The organism is Symbiobacterium sp. (assembly GCF_040797425.1).
Taxonomy (GTDB): Bacteria; Bacillota; Sulfobacillia; order Symbiobacteriales; family Symbiobacteriaceae; genus Symbiobacterium.
The window spans coordinates 1-15475 of the sequence record NZ_JBFNEH010000064.1; the positions used below are offsets into that span (position 1 = coordinate 1).

General features: G+C 66.2%; 12 protein-coding genes. All 12 read left to right on the forward strand.

The window, feature by feature from the left end; translation table 11 throughout:
- Positions 1–483: 483 nt before the first annotated feature.
- Positions 484–1860, forward strand: coding sequence for a chromosomal replication initiator protein DnaA (gene dnaA / locus AB2385_RS15050; protein ID WP_367655829.1), 1377 nt, complete (start codon positions 484–486; stop codon positions 1858–1860).
- A 214-nt stretch (positions 1861–2074) separates the two neighbouring features.
- Positions 2075–3181 (forward strand): DNA polymerase III subunit beta, encoded by a 1107-nt coding sequence (gene dnaN, locus AB2385_RS15055; RefSeq protein ID WP_367655830.1) that lies wholly within the window; start codon positions 2075–2077, stop codon positions 3179–3181.
- An 8-nt stretch (positions 3182–3189) separates the two neighbouring features.
- Positions 3190–3417 carry a S4 domain-containing protein YaaA gene (yaaA, locus tag AB2385_RS15060; protein WP_367655831.1) on the forward strand — a complete coding sequence of 76 codons (228 nt, stop codon included), beginning with the start codon at positions 3190–3192 and terminating at the stop codon, positions 3415–3417.
- A gap of 2 nt (positions 3418–3419) precedes the next feature.
- Entirely contained in the window at positions 3420–4547 is a 1128-nt protein-coding gene (recF, locus tag AB2385_RS15065; RefSeq protein WP_367655833.1) for a DNA replication/repair protein RecF, read from the forward strand.
- A complete protein-coding gene (remB, locus tag AB2385_RS15070) occupies positions 4547–4804 on the forward strand; it encodes an extracellular matrix regulator RemB (RefSeq protein WP_367655834.1) in 258 nt (85 codons plus the stop codon). The genes recF and remB overlap by 1 nt, the downstream gene beginning before the upstream one ends.
- Before the next feature lie 109 nt (positions 4805–4913).
- Positions 4914–6830 (forward strand): DNA topoisomerase (ATP-hydrolyzing) subunit B, encoded by a 1917-nt coding sequence (gene gyrB / locus AB2385_RS15075; protein WP_367655842.1) that lies wholly within the window; start codon positions 4914–4916, stop codon positions 6828–6830.
- Positions 6831–6865: 35 nt separating this feature from the next.
- Complete coding sequence (gene gyrA / locus AB2385_RS15080; protein WP_367655836.1) at positions 6866–9313, forward strand: DNA gyrase subunit A; 2448 nt, start codon at positions 6866–6868, stop codon at positions 9311–9313.
- 530 nt (positions 9314–9843) lie between these two features.
- A complete protein-coding gene (locus AB2385_RS15085; RefSeq protein WP_367655837.1) occupies positions 9844–11004 on the forward strand; it encodes an alanine--glyoxylate aminotransferase family protein in 1161 nt (386 codons plus the stop codon).
- A 66-nt stretch (positions 11005–11070) separates the two neighbouring features.
- Positions 11071–11322 carry a hypothetical protein gene (locus AB2385_RS15090; protein WP_367655838.1) on the forward strand — a complete coding sequence of 84 codons (252 nt, stop codon included), beginning with the start codon at positions 11071–11073 and terminating at the stop codon, positions 11320–11322.
- Positions 11319–12971: a phosphoglycerate dehydrogenase gene (gene serA / locus AB2385_RS15095; protein ID WP_367655839.1), complete on the forward strand. Its 1653-nt coding sequence runs from the start codon at positions 11319–11321 to the stop codon at positions 12969–12971. Before AB2385_RS15090 ends, serA begins: the two co-directional genes overlap by 4 nt.
- A 123-nt stretch (positions 12972–13094) precedes the next feature.
- Positions 13095–14132, forward strand: coding sequence for an S-methyl-5-thioribose-1-phosphate isomerase (gene mtnA, locus AB2385_RS15100; protein ID WP_367655840.1), 1038 nt, complete (start codon positions 13095–13097; stop codon positions 14130–14132).
- 7 nt (positions 14133–14139) lie between these two features.
- On the forward strand, positions 14140–15408 hold the full coding sequence (serS, locus tag AB2385_RS15105; protein WP_367655841.1) for a serine--tRNA ligase: 1269 nt from the start codon (positions 14140–14142) through the stop codon (positions 15406–15408).
- Positions 15409–15475: the final 67 nt, after the last annotated feature.

Here is a 15475-nt window from a genome sequence, read left to right on the forward strand (position 1 = left end):
GGCTGGCGAACCGCCATTTCCTCTTGGTACCCACACTTCTCAGTGTAGAGCCGCCAGATCTCACCGCATCTGCCTGGGGACAACCATGACGCCAATCATGAAAGGAAGTTGTGGAGAACGGGCCCTGTGCGCGGCGGATCGGCCGAATCATCCCCATCTTCCACACACAGGTTGTCCACGCGCGCAAGACGCTGGGGATTCCCATTCACAGATTATCCACGCGCGAGGAGGAGGTTATCCGCTGCGTGCCGTACCCTTCTCCCCAGAAAACGCCCTTACCTGAGGATAGCCGGACGGAGTTTTGTTGATAACTTCCACACACTCTGGTATGATGGAACTACAGCCCGTCCACTCTCGCACTCGCGGGAGTCGGCACAGGCTCACATCTTTTTATGCACAAGTTGTGGACAGCCCTGTGTATAACATGTTGACACTCCCACGGTCTGGCAGGCGATTTCACCGTGCCGAGGAGGCCATCGCATCATGAAGACTGAATTGTCAGAAGTATGGCAGCAGTGCCTTGATCTCCTGGAACGACAAACGTCCAAGACGGCCGTGGAGAACTGGCTGCGCAACACCCGCCCTGTGGCCGTGGTGGAGGACACGATCATCATCGGCGTACAGGGCGAGTTCGCCAAGGACCGCATGGAGTCACGGTACGGCGCCCTGCTTCGCCAGGCCCTCCGCGACCTCACCAAACGGAACATGCAGCTGAAATTCGTCGCCAACCCCAACGTGATCACAGATCCCGCCCCGGCCGGCGCCGGCTCGACCCTCTCCGAGCCTTCCGCAGGTTCGGCAGACGATCCCCTGGGCAGCAGCCCCGGCCGGCTCCTCGGCTACATCAACCCCAAGTACACCTTTGAAACCTTTGTCGTCGGCAACAGCAACCGCTTTGCCCACGCGGCGGCACTGGCTGTCGCCGAGGCGCCGGCGCGCACTTATAATCCCCTGTTTATCTACGGCGGTGTCGGTCTCGGCAAGACCCACCTGATGCACGCCATCGGCCACTATGTGCTCAAGCACAACCCGACCGCGCGCGTTGCCTACGTTTCTACCGAAACCTTTACGAATGAGTTCATCATGGCCATTCAAAAAGGATCGACCACGGCGTTTCAAAATCGCTATCGCAAAGCCGATGTGCTGCTGATTGACGACATTCAGTTCCTGGCCGGTAAAGAGGCGACGCAGGAGGAGTTCTATCACACCTTCAACGCCATCCGCGAGGCGAATAAGCAGATCGTCATCTCGTCCGACCGGCCGCCCAAGGAGATCCCCACCCTGGAGGACCGCCTCCGCTCCCGCTTCGAGTGGGGCCTGATCTGCGACATTCAGCCGCCTGACCTGGAGACCCGCACCGCCATCCTGCGCAAGAAGGCCCAGAACGAGGCACTGCACGTGCCGGACGAAGTCACGAATTACATCGCTACCAATATTGAAACCAACATCCGAGAGCTGGAGGGTGCCCTCACCCGCGTCGTGGCGTACGCCACCATGCTCAACAGCCCGCTCACGCTGGACCTTGCCATCCACGCCCTGAAGGACATCCTGCCGGCCCAGCGGCCCAAGCAGATCACCATCCAGACGATCAAGCAGGTGGTGGCGGAACACTATAACATCCGGATGCAGGACTTCGAGGTCCGCAACCGCTCCCGCAACGTGGCCTACCCGCGCCAGATTGCGATGTACCTCTCCCGAGAGCTCACCGACGCCTCGCTTCCCAAGATCGGCGAGGAGTTTGGCGGACGCGACCACACCACCGTCATCCACGCCTGCGAGAAAATTGCCCAGGACATCAAGAACGACCCGACCTTCGCGCACACCATCGAGCAACTCATCGCGCGCATCCGGGCCACCTGACGCGTTTTCCCCGGTCGACCAAGCAGTGTGGACAGGACGCGCGCCCTTACCCACAAGTTGTCGTAGCGCGCGATGGTTGTGACACTAGATATCCACGGGGTTTTCCACATATCCACAGGGCTTACAATGATCATTGCCCCAATGACATTGTTTCCAACGCGCGAGAAACGCGCCGTACGCTGCGGCGGCCGCCACAAAGAAGGAGGGCTTCGGAATGAAGATCCTGATCAGCCAGGAGGGCCTGAACACGGCGCTGACCACGGTAGCCAGAGCCGTCTCCACCAAGAACACCATTCCCGTCCTCTCCGGGATCTATCTCTCCGCCCGAGACGGCGAGCTGACCATCCGCGCCACTGACCTCGAACTGGCCATCGAGGCCTTCACCCCGTGCGAGGTAATCACAGAAGGCGAGATCGTCCTTCCCGCCCGCTACTTCGCCGACCTCATCCGCCGCATTCCTTATGGAAACATCGAACTCTCCGTCGACTACCAGAACTACGTCGCCACCCTCCGTTGGGGCCGTTCACAGTATGTGATCCACGGCTTCTCGGCCGACCAGTTCCCGAGCATTCCAGACGTGGAAGGCGCATCGGCCTTCACCGTCAGCCAAAATCTACTGCGCGACCTCCTCCGACAGACCACCTTCGCTGCCGGCCACGACGAATCCAAACCGTGGCTCACCGGCGTTCTCTTCAAGCTGCGCGATAACACCCTCACCGGCACCGCTACCGACGGCATCCGCATCGCCCATGCCGAGACGACGGCCGACAACGCCGGCGGGCACAGTTTCTCCGTGATTATCCCCAGCCGCTCACTGAACGAACTCACCCGCCTGCTCACCGGCGACGATGAAGCCCAGGTGAACATCGCCGTCACGGCCAACCAGGTCTTCTTTGACCTGGGCAAGGTGCGTGTGATCTCGCGCCTCCTGGAAGGCCAGTACCCCGACGTGATGCGCCTCGTCCCGCAGGTCTACCCCACCCAAGTTACCCTGCCCCGGGCCGATTTCATGGAGGCCCTGGAGCGCGCCACGCTCATCACGAAGGATGGGGCCGTCAAAATCGGCATCCAGCCCGACAAGGTCACCATCACCGCCAACACGCCGGAAGTCGGCCAGGTTTACGAGGAACTCTCCGTGGAGAGCATGACCGGAGATCCGCTTGACATCGGCTTCAACGCCCGCTTCCTCCTGGAGTTTCTCAAGGTCCTCGAGGAGAGCGAATTCCGCTTCCAGTGCTCCGGCAGCCGCAACCCAGCGCGGCTCCAGCCGGCAGGCAGCAACCAGTTCCTCTACGTGGTCCTGCCGCTCATCACACTCTAGGAACGGCCATGGAAGAACAGATTATCACCATCCACACCGAGTACATCACGCTTGACGCCTTTCTCAAGTGGGCGGGCGTCGCCGAGACCGGCGGCCACGCCAAGCAGATCATCGCCACGGGCGCCGTCTCCGTGAACGGCGAGCCCGAGCAGCGCCGCGGGCGGAAACTCCGCCCCGGCGACCGCGTCAGCCTCCCCGGGGCCGGTACCTGGGTCATCCGCCGCGAGGGGGAATAGGATTGTACCTCGCCTCGCTCCAACTGGACGCGTTCCGCAACTACAATTCCCTCTCCGTCCAGTTCTCGCCCGGCCTCAACGTCCTGTACGGCGACAACGCGCAGGGCAAGACCAACCTCCTGGAGGCCATCCACTTTCTGGCGACGGGTCGGAGCCACCGCACCTCCCGCGACCAGGACCTGATCATGGAGGGCCGCCCCGCCCTGCGCGCCCGGGCCGAGGTTGTCCGCAAGACCGGTTCCATCGAGGTGGAGCTGAATTACGGCCTCGAGACCCGCAAGCAGCTCAAGATCAACGGTGTGCCCGAGCGCAAGATCGCCCGCCTGGTGGGCAGCCTCGCAGTCGTCTTCTTCTCGCCCGATGACCTTCAGCTGCTCAAGGGCCCCCCTTCCGGCCGCCGGCGCTTCCTCGACCTCGAACTCTCGCAGATCTCGCAGAACTACCTGCACCACCTCATGACCTACAACCGCCTGGTCAACCAGCGCAACACGCTGCTCAAGCAGCCCACGGTCGACGCGCACCTGCTCGCGGTTTACGACGATCAGCTGGTCGAGACCGCGGCGCAGCTCATCGTCCGGCGCGCGGAGGCCGTCCGCCGCCTCTCCCCGCTCGCGGCCCATTTCCACGCATTGCTCTCCGACGGCCGTGAGGACCTGCGCCTGGCCTACCAGAGCCAGGGGGTGGACGAGGAAGGCCAGGCCGACCTCGACTCAGTCGCGGCACGCCTGCGCAGGGCCCTGGCCAGCCTGCAGGGCGAGGAGCGGCGCCGGCAGGTCACCCTGGTGGGCCCCCACCGGGACGACATTGCGATCTGGGTGGCCGGGCGGGACGCGCGCCTCTACGCCTCTCAGGGGCAGCAGCGCACCGCGGTACTTGCCCTCAAACTGGCCGAACTCCAGTTCATGACCGAGGAGATCGGCGAGGCGCCCGTGCTTCTGCTGGACGACGTGGCCTCGGAACTCGACCCGAACCGGCGGAACTACCTCCTGGCTGCGGTGCAGGAAGGGGTTCAGAGCTTTATTACCTGCACAGACCTCGAAGACCTCATGGCACGGCAGTGGCCTGCCGGGCACCGCCTCTTCCGGGTGCAGAGCGGCACCGTCAACCTTGACGAGAGGGGGCTCCCCTGATGTACCTCCACGTGGGCGCAGACATGGTCGTCAATCTGCGGCAGGTAATCGCCATCCTCGACCTGCGCAGCGCCGCCTCGGCACCCGCCACGGCAGCGCTCATCCAGCGGCTCCAGCGGGAGGGGCGGACCTGCGACATCGCCGGCGGCGAGGCCAAGAGCCTCGTGCTCACCGATTCTGGCGCCATCCTCTCCCCCATCTCGGCCACCACGCTCAAGCGGCGCTCTGCCAGCAGCCTTGAGGCCTGTCGCTTGTGATGACTCTTACGTTGTGTTAGCATTGATCTGATATTGAAACCGTTACCTAAATGAGGGAGGAACCTCCGTGGCTGACGAAAGGAACGACACCCAGCTCCAGGCGCATCACCTGAACACCCACGGTTCCGAGCAGTACACCGGGGAGCAGATTCAGGTGCTTGAAGGCCTTGAGGCCGTGCGCCGCAGGCCGGGGATGTACATCGGCGGCACTTCGCAGCGCGGTCTCCACCACCTCATCTGGGAGATCATCGACAACGCGGTCGATGAGCGGCTGGCTGGCTACTGCGACACCATCGTCGTCACGCTGCACGCTGATGGTTCCTGTTCGGTAGAGGACAACGGCCGCGGCATCCCGGTTGAGATCCACCCGAAGACCGGCAAGTCTACCGTGGAAACGGTGTTCACCATCCTGCACGCCGGCGGCAAGTTCGGCGGCGGGGCATACAAGGTCTCCGGCGGCCTGCACGGCGTGGGCGCCTCGGTTGTCAACGCGCTTTCCCGCAAGCTCTACGTGCGGGTGCAGCACGACGGAGGCATCTATGAAGTGGAGTTCGTCGACGGCGGGAAGACGAGCTATCCCCTCCGCCGAATCGGCGACACCAAGGGTCACGGGACGTACGTGCGCTTCTGGCCGGATCCGCTGATCTTCGAGACCGTCGAGTTCGACCCGGAGGCGGTGCTGGCGCGCCTCCGGGACACGGCGTTCCTCAACCAGGGACTCTACATCCGCTACCTCAACGAGAACACGCGCGAGGAGTACCGGTTCCAGTACAACGACGGCCTCCAGACCTTCGTGCAGTACCTGAACCGTTCCCGCGAGCCCCTGCACAACAAGCCGATCTACATCTACCGGGCCACCGACACCCAGGAGATGGAACTGGCCATTCAGTACACCGACGCGTACAGCGAGACCATCCTCAGCTACGCCAACAACATACGCACCGTCGAGGGCGGCACGCATGAGACGGGCCTGAAGACCGCTCTCACGCGCGTCATCAACAACTATGCCCGCAAGTACAAGCTGCTGAAGGACAACGAGGATAACCTCGCCGGGGAGGACATCCGGGAGGGCATCACCGCCATCCTCTCGGTGAAGATGCAGGACCCGCAGTTCGAGGGGCAGACCAAGACCAAGCTGGGCTCCTCCGAGATGGAGAACTTCGTGGCTGCCGCGGTGACCGAGGGGCTCTCCGAGTTCCTCGAGGAGAACCCCACCACCGCCCGGCGCATCGTGGAGAAAGCCGTCAGCGCCTCCCGGGCGCGGGAGGCGGCCCGCAAGGCCCGCGAGCTCGTCCGCCGCAAGAACGCCCTCGAGGTCACGTCGCTGCCCGGGAAGCTCACCGACTGCACGTCCCGCGACCCCTCCGAATCGGAGCTCTTCCTGGTGGAGGGCGACTCGGCCGGCGGCTCGGCCAAGATGGGGCGCGACCGCCGCATCCAGGCGGTGCTTCCCCTGCGCGGCAAGATCCTCAACGTGGAGAAAGCCCGGCTCGACAAGATTCTGGCCAACGAGGAGATCCGCACCCTCATCACCGCGGTGGGCGCCGGCATCGGCGACGACTTTGACATCACCAAGTGCCGCTACCACAAGGTGATCATCATGACCGATGCCGACGTGGACGGAAGCCACATCCGCACGCTCCTGCTCACCTTCTTCTACCGCTTCATGCGGCCGCTCATCGAGGCCGGTTACCTTTACATCGCCCGCCCGCCCCTCTACCTGATCAAGAAGGGCAAGCAGTCCTACTACGCCTACTCCGAGGAGGAGAAGGATCAGATCATCGCCCGCATCGGCGGGGTAACCGACAAGCCGCAACGCTACAAGGGCCTCGGCGAGATGAACCCGGAGCAGCTCTGGGAGACCACCATGGATCCCTCCAAGCGGACCCTCTACCGGGTTTCCATGGAGGATGCGGCCGAAGCCAATACGGTGTTCGAAACCCTGATGGGCGAGAAGGTCGAGCCCCGCCGGGAGTTCATCCAGCGGAACGCCCACCTGGTGCAGAACCTGGATACCATCGGCTAGCGCTGGCCGGACTCCCAGGTTAGGAGGAAAAGCTTGTGGCCGGAGACTTCGCACAACGGATCCTGACGAAAGAGATCAAGCACGAAATGGAGACGTCGTACCTGACGTACTCCATGTCGGTCATCGTCGGCCGGGCGCTCCCCGACGTGCGCGACGGGCTGAAGCCGGTGCAGCGCCGCATCCTCTACGCCATGTACGAGAGCGGCAACACGGCGGACAAGCCCTACCGGAAGTCGGCCAAGACCGTCGGCGACGTGCTCGGTAAGTACCATCCCCACGGCGACTCGGCCGTCTACGACACGATGGTGCGCCTGGCGCAGGACTTCGTGCTGCGCTATCCGCTCATCGACGGCCAGGGCAACTACGGCTCCATCGACGGAGACCCCCCTGCCGCAATGCGGTACACAGAGGCCCGCCTGTCCCGGCTGGCCCACGAGATGCTGGCCGACATTGAGAAGGACACGGTGGACTTCGAGGACAACTTCGACAACAGCGAGAAGGAGCCCACCGTGCTCCCCTCGCGCTTCCCCAACCTGCTCGTCAACGGCTCTACCGGTATTGCGGTGGGCATGGCCACCAACATCCCGCCCCACAACCTGGGCGAGGTGATCGACGGCCTCTGCCTGCTGATCGACAAGCCTGACGTCAGCATCGACGAGCTGAACACCGTCATCAAAGGGCCGGACTTCCCCACGGGCGGCCTGATCCTGGGGCGCGAAGGGATCCGCAAGGCCTACCAGACGGGCAAGGGCACCATCACCATGCGGGCCAAGACCCAGATCGAGACGCTCAACAACGGCAAGAACCGCATCGTGGTGACGGAACTGCCCTATGGCGTGAACAAGGCCCGGCTGATCGAGCGCATCGCCGAGCTGCACCGGGACAAGAAGGTCGACGGCATCACCGACCTCCGGGACGAGTCGGACCGCACGGGCCTGCGCATCTCCATCGAGCTTCGCCGGGATGCCAACCCGCAGGTGGTGCTGAACCAGCTGCTCAAGTACACCACCCTGCAGCAGACCTACGGCATCAACATGCTGGCCCTGGTGGAGAACCGGCCGCGCCTTCTCAACCTCAAGCAGATGCTGCACTACTACCTGCAGCACCAGCTGGACGTAATCGTTCGCCGGACGAAGTTCGACCTGGAGAAGGCGCTGGCCCGGGCCCACATCATCGAAGGCCTCCTCAAGGCCCTGGACATCATCGACGAGGTCATCAACACCATCCGGTCTTCGCCCACCACCGACGAGGCCCGGAACCGCCTCATGCAGAACTTCGGCTTCACGGAGGTCCAGGCGCAGCACATCCTCGACATGCAGCTGCGCCGGCTGACGGCCCTGGAGCGGGAGAAGCTGCAGGAGGAGTACGACGAGCTGCAGGACCGCATCTCCTACTACCGGGCGGTGCTGGAGTCGCAGAAGATGCAGTACGACATCATCAAGCAAGAGCTTGGTGAGATCAAGAAGAAGTACGCCGACCCGCGCCGTACGCGCATCACGGCCGACGCCCAGGACATCGACATCGAAGACCTGATCGCCGAGGAAGACGTGGTGATCACGCTCTCCCACTCCGGCTACATCAAGCGGGTGCCGCTTTCCACCTACCGGTCGCAGCGCCGCGGCGGCCGGGGCGTACAGGGCGCCGGCACCAAGGAAGAGGACTTCATCGAGCACCTCTTCATCACGACCACGCACCACTACATGATGTTCTTCACCGACCGGGGGCGTGTCTTCCGCATCAAGTGCCACGAGATTCCCGAGGCCTCGCGCCAGGCCCGCGGTACCGCCATTGTCAACCTGCTGCCGCTGGACGGCGGCGAGAAGGTGAACACGGTCATCCCGGTCCGGGAGACCGAGGGCGAGGGCACCTACATCTTCTTTGCCACGCGGAGCGGGTACGTGAAGAAGACCGCGCTTTCCGAGTACGCCAACGTCCGCTCGAGCGGCATCATCGCCATCCGCCTCGAGGAGGGCGACGCCCTGGTGGGCGCCCGCCTCACGCGGGGCAACGAGGAGATCATCCTGGTCTCCAGCGCCGGCAACGCCCTGCGCTTCCATGAGGACGACGTGCGCCCGATGGGCCGTGACGCCCGCGGCGTGAAGGGAATGGACCTCGGCGAGGGCGACTACGTGGTGGGCATGGATACCGCCCAGCCCAACGCCGACCTGCTGGTGGTCACCGAAACCGGCATCGGCAAGCGGACGCCGCTCAGCGAGTACCCCACCTACCGGCGCGGTGCCAAGGGCGTGATTACCCTCAAGATGGTGGAGGAGCGTCACGGCCGCCTGGTGGCCATCAAGGTGGTCACGGAGGGCAACGATGTGATCATCGTCTCCGAGCAGGGTGTGCTCATCCGCATCCCCGTCCAGGAGATCCGGCAGAGCGGCCGGGCCACCCAGGGCGTGCAGTTGATGAACCTCGACGCCCAGGACCGGGTGTCGGCGGTTGCCCAGGTGGTCACCCGGGAGGACGAAGAGGACTGACCAGACTTTCCCCCGCCCCGATCAGGGGTGGGGGTTTTCCTTCCGAAGTAGGATTTTCACCAAAATGCTTGCCACTTGTGAAAACAGGTGCTATACTCCACCGTAACATCACACACAGCGCCCGATGACGGGGGAATAAAGTCCGCCATCCGGTCTGCAGAGAGCCGGCGGCTGGTGCAAGCCGGCGACCGCGGGGACCCTTCCGCCCCCCGAGGGTCCGGGGATGACCCGGTCGGGTTCGGCCCGTTAGCGCCGAGGAGAGTGGGCGGCCGGCAGCGCCGGCGCCAATGTCCGGGTGGCACCGCGGGAGCACACTCCCGTCCCTGACTGCAGCAGGGACGGGAGCGTCGTTTTTCCGGTGCACCGGCGTGGCGGAGGCGGCCGGCTTCCAAGCAGGGTGGCACCGCGGGGCATGGCCCCGTCCCTGACAGTCCCGAAGCCGCGCGCGGGCGGAGGAGGCTGTCGGGGACGGGGCCTTTCGCTTTGCGGGCGCACCGCCCAAACACGCCGAGGGGGAGGAGCAACGGTCCATGCTGAGAGAGAAGTCACTGCTCATGATTCCGGGGCCGACACCGATTCCGCCCCAGGTGGCGGCGGCGATGACCCGGCCGATGATCAACCACCGGGGGGAGGAGTTCAGCGCCCTCTTCGCCGAGGTTTCGGCGGGGCTGCAGCAGGTCTTCCGCACCGAACAGCCCGTCTACATCTTCCCCGCCGCCGGCTCCGGCGGGTGGGAGGCGGCGCTGGTCAACACGCTGAACCCCGGCGACACGGTGCTCAGCGTGTCGGTGGGCGATTTCGGCGAGCGCTGGTACAGGGCGGCCACCAAGCTCGGCCTCACCGTCGAGCGGCTCCGCTTCGAGCCCGGTGAGGCCGCCGACCCCGCCCGCATCGCGGAGCGCCTGGCCGAGGACCGGCAGAAGCAGATCCAGGCGGTGCTGGTGCAGCACAATGAGACCTCCACCGGCGTCACCAACGACGTGCGGTCCATCGCCCGGGTCGTGCGGGAGCACGGCGCCCTCATCATGGTGGACTCGGTCTCGGGCCTCGGGGCCCTGCCGCTGGAGATGGACGCGTGGGGCCTGGACGTGGTGCTCACGGGCGCCCAGAAGGCCTTGATGTGCCCGCCGGGCCTCTCCCTGATCGCCTTCTCCGAGCGGGCCCGGGCGGCCAGCGAGCGCAGCCGCATGCCTCGGTTCTACTGGGACCTGGAGGCCGTGCACAAGAGCTACCTGAAGCGGCAGACGCCGTACACCCCTGCCATCTCGCTCTACTACGCCCTGCAGGCGTCGCTCCGCCTGATCCAGGCCGAGACGCTGGAGGGGGTGTGGGCCCGCCACCGGCTGATGGGCGCCATGTGCCGCGCGGGCGTGAAGGCGATGGGCCTTACCCTGCTCGCCCAGGACGAGGCCACGGCGTCCGACACCTGCACGGCGGTGGTCTCCCCGGTCGACCCCAAAGCAGTGCGCAAGGTGGCCCGGGAGCGGCTGGGCGTGCAGTTGGCCGGCGGGCAGGCGGACCTGGCCGACAAGATCTTCCGCATCGGCCACATGGGCTACACGGTCCCCGGCGACGTGTTGCAGGCCCTGGCGGCCACCGAGATGGCGCTCGCCCTATGCGGGTACCCGGTCGAGATCGGCCGGGCGGTGGCGGCCGCCCAGGAGGTCTGGATGAGGGATCTGCATGGATGAACGGTACCGGCGAGCCCTGGAGGCGGCGGTGGCCCCGTCGCGTCACGGCTGGTGGGGGCGGCGCTGGTGCAGCTGGCCCTGGAAGCCTTCTGCAAGCTCCACCGATACCACGGCGCGAAGGCCAAGCGCCTGCACGCCTACGTAGCCGAGCGCGACCCCGCCCTGGGCGCGTTGGTCCGGGACTACTATGCCGGGGGCATGCATCCAGGGCAGGCGCAGGCGATCGTCGACCACGTGCTGGCCCCCGTGGGCGGGCGCCTGGTCGAGTGGGAGAGCGAGAAAGTTCCCTACCCTGACGAAGGAGGCGATACCCGATGAAGATCTTGGTGACGGAAGCAATTTCGGAAACGGGCATCAGCCTCCTGCAGGCTGAGCACGAGGTGGATGTGCGCAAGGTTACCCCGGAGGAACTCCTGGAGATCATTCCGGAGTACGACGCGCTCATCACCCGGTCCGAGACCAAGGTAACTGCCGAGGTGCTCGCCCGGGGCGCCCGGCTGAAGGTGGTGGGGAGGGCCGGCGTCGGCGTCGACAACGTGGACGTGGCGGCCGCCACCGAGCGGGGCGTGCTGGTGGTGAACGTCCCCGGCGCCAACACCTACTCCACGGCCGAGCACGCTTTCGGGCTGCTCATCGCCGTGGCCCGCCACATCCCGCAGGCGCACCAGGCGCTGGCCCGGGAGGGCCGCTGGGACCGCAAGACGTTCGTGGGAACCGAACTGCACGGCAAGACGCTGGGCATTATCGGCCTGGGGCGCATTGGCTCCGAGGTGGCCGTGCGGGCCAGGGCCTTCGGCATGAAGGTGCTCGCCTACGATCCCTACGTTGCGCCCAGCCGGGCGGAGCACCTGGGTGTCACGCTCGTGGAGAGCATCCGTGAGCTCCTGCCCCAGGTCGACTTCCTCACCATCCACGCCGCCAAGACGTCCGAGACGGCCCGGCTCATCGGGGCAGAGGAGCTGGCCCTGATGAAGCCGACCGCCCGCATCGTCAACTGCGCCCGCGGCGGTATGGTGGACGAGGAGGCGCTCTACGAGGCCCTGAAAGAGGGCCGGCTGGCCGGCGCTGCACTGGACGTCTTCGCCACCGAGCCCTGCACCGCAAGCCCCCTCTTCACGCTGCCCAACGTGGTGGTCACGCCGCACCTCGCCGCCTCCACCCAGGAGGCGCAGGACGCCAACGGCCGCTACATCGCCCAGTACGTGCTGCGGGCCCTGCGGGGCGAACTGGTGCCCGAGGCGGTGAACCTGCCCCAGGTGCCCCGCGACGGCGCCCGGGTGGTCACCGAGCACCTGCCGCTGGCCGAGACGCTGGGCTCCTTCCTCGCCCAGGCGTTCCCCGGTCAGGTCGACGCTATCACTGTCACCTACAGCGGCGAGCTGGCCAAACACCCGACCGCCCTGCTGACCAACACGGCCCTGAAGGGCTTCCTGGCCACGCAGCTGGGCGACCACGTGAACTACATCAACGCGGCGGCCCTCGCCCGCCGGCGGGGGATTGCGGTGCGGGAGTCGAAGTCGCTCGCCCACGCCCCGCTGGGCGAGAACGGGAACGGGGAGCGGCTGGCGGCGGCGACCGGCGCCCTTTCCCCCGAAGCGAGCCTCATCACTGTGCGCTCCGAGGGGCCGCAGGGGGCGCATCACGTCACCGGCATGCTGCGTCGGGACGGCGGCATGCGGTTCGTCGCCGTGGACGGCCTGCCCATCGACATGGCCCCCACCCGCCACATGCTCGTCAGCCAGCATCGCGACCAGCCGGGCATGGTGGGCCGCTTCGGCATGGCCCTGGCAGCCCGGGACATCAACATCGCCGGGCTCCACCTGGGGCGGCACCGGCCCAGGGGCGAGGCCCTGATGTTGCTGCAGATCGACGAGCCGGCCCCGCCGGACCTGGTGGCCGAGCTGCGGGAGGCCATGGCGGTGAAAACCGTCCACGCCGTCACGCTGCCCATTGCCGGCCCGGCCTGAGCGGTTGCAGGCAGGTTTTCCCGCACGGGGTGCCGAACCCTCACCCCTGGCCTTTCGGCTGCTGGATGCCGCTTCCGGTCGCGGGAGAGGCTAGGCAGAGACGAAGGAAGGGAGACGTCTTCCGTGCGCACTGTAGACATCCAGCCCGATCGCGTTCGGCTCATCGACCAGCGGCGGCTGCCGGGGGAGCTGGTGATCCTGGACTGCACGGACTACCACCAGGTGGGCGAGGCGATCCGCACCCTGGCGGTGCGGGGGGCGCCGGCCATTGGCGTTGCGGCCGCCGGCGGCCTGGCGCTGGCGGCGGCTGCGCTCCGGGACAGCCCGCCGGACGCCTTCTGGGCGGGCCTGGAGGCGGCGGCCGCCGAACTGCGGGCCACCCGGCCCACCGCGGTGAACCTCTTCTGGGCCATCGAGAAGGTGATGGACTTCGCCAGAGGGCAGAAGGGGGAGCCGCCCGCGGCGGTGGCGGCGGCGCTCCACCGCTTCGCCGTCGAAATGGCCGAGGAGGACGTGGCGGTAAACCGCCGCATGGCCGAGCACGGCGCTGCCCTGGTGCCGGAGCGGGCCGGAATCCTCACGCACTGCAACACGGGCGCACTGGCCACGGTGGACTGGGGCACGGCCCTCGGTGTCATCCGGCTCGCCCACGAACAGGGCAAGCAGGTGCACGTCTACGTGGACGAGACCCGCCCGGTGCTGCAGGGCGCCCGTCTCACCGCATGGGAGTGCCTCCAGTACGGCATTCCCGCCACGCTCATCACCGATAACATGGCCGCGCACATGATGCGCCTGGGCAAGATCCAGCTGGTCTTCGTGGGCGCTGACCGCATCGCCGCCAACGGTGACACGGCCAACAAGATCGGCACCTACGGGGTCGCGGTGCTGGCCCGGGAGCACGGCATCCCCTTCTACGTGGTGGCTCCCACCAGCACGGTGGACCTGAGGATTCGCTCCGGCGACGAGATCGAAATTGAGGAGCGGGCGCACGAAGAGGTAACCCACATCGGCGGCGTGCGCATCGCCCCGGAGGGCATTGCGGTGGCCAACCCCGCGTTTGACGTCACCCCGGCGCGGTACATCACCGGCATCGTCACCGAGCGCGGCATCGCCTACCCACCCTACACCGTCAGCCTCCGCCGACTCATGCAAGGAGGGTAACTCACCCATGTTGGACCTCAAGTTCGTTCGCACCAATCCCGACGTGGTTCGTCAAGCGCTGATCAACAAGGGTGTTTCCGTTGACCTCGACCGCATCCTGGAGCTGGACGTGGAGCGGCGCCGCATCCTCACCGAGGTCGAGCAGCTGAAAGCCCGCCGCAATCAGGTCTCGAAGGAGGTCGGCATCCTCAAGCGGCAGGGGCAGGACACCAGCCAGATCGTCGCCGAGATGGGCGTGATCGGCGACCGCATCAAGGAGCTGGACGACCGGGAGCGGCAGGTTGAGGCCGAGCTTCAGGAGCTGATGCTGCAGCTGCCCAACATCCCCGCGCCAGACGTGCCCGTGGGCCCGGACGAGAGCGGGAACGTGGAGGTGAAGCGCTGGGGCGAGCCGCGCCAGTTCACCTTCCCGGTGAAGCCCCACTGGGAGCTTGGCGTCGCCATGGACGGCCTCGACTTCGAGCGGGCCGCGAAGGTGACGGGCAGCCGCTTCACCTTCATCAAGGGCGGCCTCGCCAAGCTCAACCGGGCCCTGATCACCTTCTTCCTGGACCACCACCTCGAGCGGGGTTACCGCGAGGTGCTCCCGCCCGTAATCATCAACACCGCGTCCTACTACGGCAGCGGCCAGTTCCCCAAGTTCAAGGAAGACGTGTTCAGCCTGGCCGGCACCGACTACCACCTCGCCTCCACCGCCGAGGTGCCGCTGGTCAACATGCACCGGGACGAGATCCTCGACGAGTCGGTGCTGCCGCTCAAGTACGCGGGCTACAGTGGCTGCTTCCGCAGCGAGGCCGGCGCCGCCGGACGCGACACCCGCGGCCTCATCCGCCAGCACTACTTCGAGAAGGTGGAGATGGTCCAGTTCGTCAAGCCTGACCAGAGCGAGCAGGCCCTGATGGAGATCACCGAGAGCGCCGAGGCGATTCTCGAGAAGCTGAACCTGCCCTACCGGCGCATGCTGATGTGCACCGGCGACATGGGCTTCGGCCAGTACAAGAAGTTCGACATTGAGGTCTGGATGCCCAGCTACGGCCGGTACGTGGAGATCTCCTCCTGCTCGAACATGAGCGACTTCCAGGCCCGGCGAGCCAACATCCGTTACCGGCCCGCCGGCGGCGGTAAGCCCGAGTACGTGCACACGCTGAACGGCTCGGGCCTGGCCGTGGGCCGCACGCTGGCCGCCGTGATGGAGAACTACCAGAATGAAGACGGCTCCATCACGGTGCCCGAGGTCCTGCGGCCGTATGTGGGCACCGACCGCATCACGGGCTGACGAGAGACCGGCCCCGCGGCCCATCGCCGCCGGGGCCCTGACCGCGGGGAGGGGAGGCTAGCCGGGG

Excerpts from the sequence above, each read along its gene's own strand:
- yaaA (WP_367655831.1), top strand. The coding sequence starts at position 3,190 with ATGGAAGAACAGATTATCACCATCCACACCGAGTACATCACGCTTGAC.
- dnaA (WP_367655829.1), top strand. The coding sequence starts at position 484 with ATGAAGACTGAATTGTCAGAAGTATGGCAGCAGTGCCTTGATCTCCTG.
- remB (WP_367655834.1), top strand. The coding sequence starts at position 4,547 with ATGTACCTCCACGTGGGCGCAGACATGGTCGTCAATCTGCGGCAGGTA.
- serS (WP_367655841.1), top strand. The coding sequence starts at position 14,140 with ATGTTGGACCTCAAGTTCGTTCGCACCAATCCCGACGTGGTTCGTCAA.
- serA (WP_367655839.1), top strand. The coding sequence starts at position 11,319 with ATGAAGATCTTGGTGACGGAAGCAATTTCGGAAACGGGCATCAGCCTC.
- AB2385_RS15085 (WP_367655837.1), top strand. The coding sequence starts at position 9,844 with ATGCTGAGAGAGAAGTCACTGCTCATGATTCCGGGGCCGACACCGATT.
- dnaN (WP_367655830.1), top strand. The coding sequence starts at position 2,075 with ATGAAGATCCTGATCAGCCAGGAGGGCCTGAACACGGCGCTGACCACG.